The sequence below is a fragment of the Kitasatospora sp. NPDC091257 genome, from assembly GCF_044757675.1.
GTDB classification, from domain to species: Bacteria; Actinomycetota; Actinomycetes; order Streptomycetales; family Streptomycetaceae; genus Kitasatospora; species Kitasatospora lactacystinica.
This window is the reverse complement of the sequence record NZ_JBIVVI010000790.1, coordinates 1-4,350: the sequence shown is the minus strand read 5'-3', so window position 1 is coordinate 4,350 and position 4,350 is coordinate 1. Positions and strand designations below refer to the sequence as shown.

Genomic DNA, 4,350 nt, shown 5'->3' with positions numbered 1-4,350 from the left:
ATTTCAGAGGTGTGCTCTTCCTATCGCCCCGCGCCCGCGCGCCCCGCCCCCGTCCGCGTCACCCCCGCCCGCGTCACCCCCGTCCGCGTCTTCGCCGCGGCGGGGGTGACGGAGGTTACAGCCCCGACGGCGCCCGGCAGCCGGACGGCCGGGGCGGGCACCCGCACGGGCGAACTACAGTCGTCGGTATGACGAGAACCCCGGACAGCGCCGTCCGCTCCTACATCGACCGGCACCAGGCCGCCTTCCTCGCCGACCTCGCCGAGTGGCTGGCCATCCCCTCGGTCTCGGCCGATCCGGACCGGGCCGGCGACGTGCGGCGCTCGGCCGAGTGGCTGGCCGCCAAGCTCGGCGAGACCGGCTTCCCGGTGACCGAGGTGTGGGAGACCGAAGGCCTGCCCGCGGTGTTCGCCGAGTGGCCCTCCGGGGACCCGTCCGCGCCGACCGTCCTGGTCTACGGGCACCACGACGTGCAGCCCGCGGCGCGGGAGGACGGCTGGGAGACCGAGCCGTTCACCCCGACCGTGGTCGACGGCCGGCTGTACGCGCGCGGCGCCGCCGACGACAAGGGCCAGGTGTTCTTCCACACCCTGGGCGTGCGCGCCCACCTGGCCGCCACCGGCCGCACCGCGCCGGCCGTCAACCTCAAGCTGCTGATCGAGGGCGAGGAGGAGTCCGGCTCGCCGAACTTCGCCGAGCTGGTCCGGCGCGAGGCCGGACGGCTGGCCGCCGATGTGGTGGTCATCTCGGACACCGGCATGTGGTCCGCTACCACGCCGACCGTCTGCACCGGCATGCGCGGCCTGGCCGACGCCCAGATCGACCTGTACGGGCCGGACACCGACATCCACTCCGGGTCCTTCGGCGGCGCCGTCCCCAATCCGGCCCAGGTCGCGGCGGAGCTGGCCGCCGGCCTGCACGACGCCGACCGCAAGGTCGCGATCCCGGGGTTCTACGACGGCGTCGTCGAGCTGACCGGGACGGAGCGCGAGCTGTTCGCCGAGCTGCCCTTCGACGAGGAGCAGTGGCTGCGGGTCGCCAAGTCGTACGGCACCCGCGGCGAGGCCGGCTACTCCACCCTGGAGCGGATCTGGGCCCGCCCGACCGCCGAGGTCAACGGCATCTGGGGCGGCTACACCGGCCCCGGCGGCAAGACCATCGTCCCCGCCTCGGCGCACCTCAAGCTGTCCTTCCGGCTGGTCGCCGGACAGGAGGTGGAGAAGGTCCGCGAGGCGGTGCGGGCCTGGGTGGCCGAGCGGGTGCCCGCGGGCGTCCGGTACGACCTGGTCTTCCCCGGCGCGACCCGGCCCTGCCTGACCCCGCTGGACCACCCGGCGCTCCGGTCCACCGTCCGGGCGATGGGGCGGGCCTTCGGCCAGAAGATCCTCTTCACCCGCGAGGGCGGCTCCGGCCCCGCCGCCGACCTCCAGGACGTGCTGGGCGCGCCGGTACTGTTCCTCGGCATCTCGGTGCCCTCGGACGGCTGGCACTCGGTCAACGAGAAGGTCGAGCTGGACCTGCTGGCCAAGGGTGTGGAGACCGCCGCGTACCTCTGGGGCGACCTGGCGGAGAACTTCCGGCCGGGGGCATGACCCCGGGTTCGAGCACCATGGCAGCCAGATCACTCATCCGGATGATTCACCACGTGGGGATGGAACAGACGTGAGCACCGTGCCTGAGACCGAGCGCCCGCTGCACCTGGCACTGGCCCGGTCCGGGGTGGACCGGGCGGCCGAGCACCGCCTCGACGAGCCCTGGCTGGCGGCGGCCTGGAGCCACCCGAGCACCCGGGTCCTGCCGATCGCGGGCGGCGAGGCGTTCGTGGTCGACACCGCGGAGGGCACCGAGCTCGTGCTGATGCCCTCCTTCGAGGCGCCGCAGACCGGCGACCGGTACTTCCTGGGCACCGACGAGGACGGCGTCTCGTACTTCGCGCTGGCCGGCGAGAGTCTGCCCGGGCGCCTGGACGGCGACGCCCGCCCGGCCGGGCTGCGCGAGGTCGGCGGGCTGCTGTCCGACCGGGACGCCGGGCTGCTGGTGCACGCGGTGGCGCTGGAGCACTGGCACCGGCTGCACAGCTTCTGCTCGCGCTGCGGGCACCCGACCGAGAAGGCCGGCGCCGGGCACGTGCGGCGCTGCACCTCCTGCGCGGCCGAGCACTACCCGCGCACCGACCCGGCGGTGATCATGGTGATCACCGACGAGCAGGACCGCTGCCTGCTCGGCCGCCAGGCGCTGTGGCCGGAGGGCCGCTGGTCCACGCTGGCCGGCTTCGTCGAGCCGGGGGAGTCGATCGAGCAGGCGGTGGCCCGCGAGGTGCAGGAGGAGGCGGGCGTGCGGGTCGGCGAGGTGCGCTACGTCGCCAGCCAGCCCTGGCCGTTCCCGTCCAGCCTGATGCTCGGCTTCCTGGGCCGGGCGCTGCCCGGCGGCACCGAGATCACCGTGGACGGCGAGGAGCTGGCCGAGGCGCGCTGGTTCTCCCGCGAGGAGCTGCGGGCCGGGATGGAGGCGGGCGAGATCCTGCCGCCGTCCGGCATCTCGATCGCCCGGCACCTGGTCGAGCTCTGGTACGGGGAGCCGCTGCCCTCGGCGGCGCGCTGGTAGCCCTGCGGTAAAGCGGTCCGGCCGAAGCGGTCCGCCCGAAAGCGGCCCGTACGAAGTGGTCGGCCCGAAAGCGGCCCGCCCGAATGGTGCCCGGGCGAAGGGGGGCGCGTGGAGAATTCCGCGCGCCCCCCTTTTACTCCGCAATCCCTTCCCGAATTCGCCACGACCAGCTGTTCGTATCCGGACGGGCCAGTTCTGCTACCGGGAGGGGCTCGCAGGACTCCGAAGTCAACCCGCGCGGACGATATTGCCGGAAACGGCTGAAACCGGCTCGCCGTGCTCGCTACATTCACGAGGGTGACAATCCCCCGGGGCACCGCCCAATCCCCCAAATACCAGCGCCTCGCCGCCGACCTGCGCCGCCGGATCGCCGAGGGCGAGTTCACCGCCGACGCGGCCCTGCCGGTCGAGAGCGAACTGGAGCGCCAGTACGGCGTCGCCCGCAACACCGTCCGGCTCGCCGTCGACGTCCTGGTCAACGAGGGCCGCCTGGTCCGCCTCCAGGGCAAGGGCACCTACCTGCGCGAACACCCCGTCCTGGACCACCGCGCCTACGGGCCCGGCCTGACCCCCGCGCCGCGCGACTGCCTCGCCGCGCCCTCCGCCGTCTACCTCGGCGAGGCCGCCGAGGCCGGACGGGAGCTCGGCACCGACTTCGAGATGATGATCGTCCGGGCCAGGGTGGACATCGCCGAACGGCTCGGACTGCGCCCCGGCGAGGCCATCGTGGTCCGCCGCCAGCTGCGGCTGCTCGACCGCGAGCCGTACTCCATCGAGGAGAGCCACTACCGGGCCGGCCTCGCCGCCGGCACCCCGCTGATGGAGCCCGACCCCGTCGAGGGCGGCGACGAGGCGGTGCTCGCCACCCTCGGACGCACCGAGATCGGGGCCGTGGACCACCTGGTCGCGCGGATGCCCGGCCCCGAGGAGGCCCAGTGGTTCCAGGGCGGCCCCGGGGTGCCGCTGATGGTGCAGACCCGCGTCACCTACGACCGGCGCGGGCCCGTCCGGGTTATCGAGACCCGCTACTCGGCCGACCGCAGCCGGCTCGTCTACGGCGTGGGCGACCTCGGCGCCCGCACCACCCTGCCCGCCCCCGCCGCGCCCGTCGACCCGGCCCGGGCCGACGCGCCGTGACGCGCGCCGGCCCCGGCGGCCCCGGCGGCCCGGGCGGCCCGGGCCGGACCCGGCGGACTCAGGCCGCCAGGGCCTTCTTGACCTGCAGCAGGCTCGGGTTCGTCATGACGACGCGCTCGCCGCCGCCGGCCGGCGTCACCAGCACCGTCGGAACGGTCTGGTTGCCGTTGTTCACCGACTCGACGAAGGACGCCGACGCCGGGTCCTCCTCGATGTTGATCTCGGTGTAGCCGATGCCTTCGCGCTCCAGCTGGCTCTTGAGTCGGTTGCAGTACCCACACCAGGTCGTGCTGTACATCGTCACGGTGCCGGACATCGAGGGGGCTCCTTCGAAAGAGAGGTGCGTACGGTCTCCGGAGGCAACGTCCACCGGGCGGCGGGCATTCCGGTATGCCGTCGACCGTCGTACGGGGCGATCATCCTGCGATCGCACCGGGCCTGTGGACAACCCCCTCCGCGATGTCCCACCGGGCTGAGAGGATGGAACGCATGCAGGAAGACCTCTTGAGCGGCAGGGTGCGGAGGATCTCGTGCCGTTCGGCCAGTCGGCCGAGGGCGGTGCGCAGGGCCCGCGGGTCGATCGGCCCGGTCCAGCGCCGGTTGAGGTAC

The 4,350-nt window shown here is 73.7% G+C and carries 5 protein-coding genes; 3 read left to right on the top strand and 2 right to left on the bottom strand.

Annotation, left to right across the window (positions count from 1 at the left end; genetic code table 11):
• The first annotated feature begins 188 nt into the window (after positions 1-188).
• From ACIQOV_RS29590 to ACIQOV_RS29580, 3 genes are all read left to right on the top strand, one after another.
• Positions 189-1,592, top strand: a complete 1,404-nt coding sequence (locus ACIQOV_RS29590; protein ID WP_401053630.1) for a dipeptidase — start codon at positions 189-191, stop codon at positions 1,590-1,592.
• A gap of 70 nt (positions 1,593-1,662) precedes the next feature.
• On the top strand, positions 1,663-2,604 hold the full coding sequence (nudC, locus tag ACIQOV_RS29585) for an NAD(+) diphosphatase (RefSeq protein ID WP_401053629.1): 942 nt from the start codon (positions 1,663-1,665) through the stop codon (positions 2,602-2,604).
• A gap of 297 nt (positions 2,605-2,901) precedes the next feature.
• Positions 2,902-3,741 carry a GntR family transcriptional regulator gene (locus ACIQOV_RS29580; protein ID WP_359915373.1) on the top strand — a complete coding sequence of 280 codons (840 nt, stop codon included), beginning with the start codon at positions 2,902-2,904 and terminating at the stop codon, positions 3,739-3,741.
• Between the two features lie 58 nt (positions 3,742-3,799).
• On the opposite strand, the gene ACIQOV_RS29575 is transcribed toward ACIQOV_RS29580, so the two are convergent.
• Positions 3,800-4,057 carry a mycoredoxin gene (locus tag ACIQOV_RS29575; protein ID WP_030058313.1) on the bottom strand — a complete coding sequence of 86 codons (258 nt, stop codon included), beginning with the start codon at positions 4,055-4,057 and terminating at the stop codon, positions 3,800-3,802.
• 100 nt (positions 4,058-4,157) lie between these two features.
• The coding region (locus ACIQOV_RS29570; RefSeq protein ID WP_401053627.1) for a hypothetical protein at positions 4,158-4,350 on the bottom strand (193 nt) is incomplete at its 5' end.

Excerpts from the sequence above, each read along its gene's own strand:
- ACIQOV_RS29590 (WP_401053630.1), top strand. The coding sequence starts at position 189 with ATGACGAGAACCCCGGACAGCGCCGTCCGCTCCTACATCGACCGGCAC.
- ACIQOV_RS29575 (WP_030058313.1), bottom strand. The coding sequence starts at position 4,057 with ATGTCCGGCACCGTGACGATGTACAGCACGACCTGGTGTGGGTACTGC.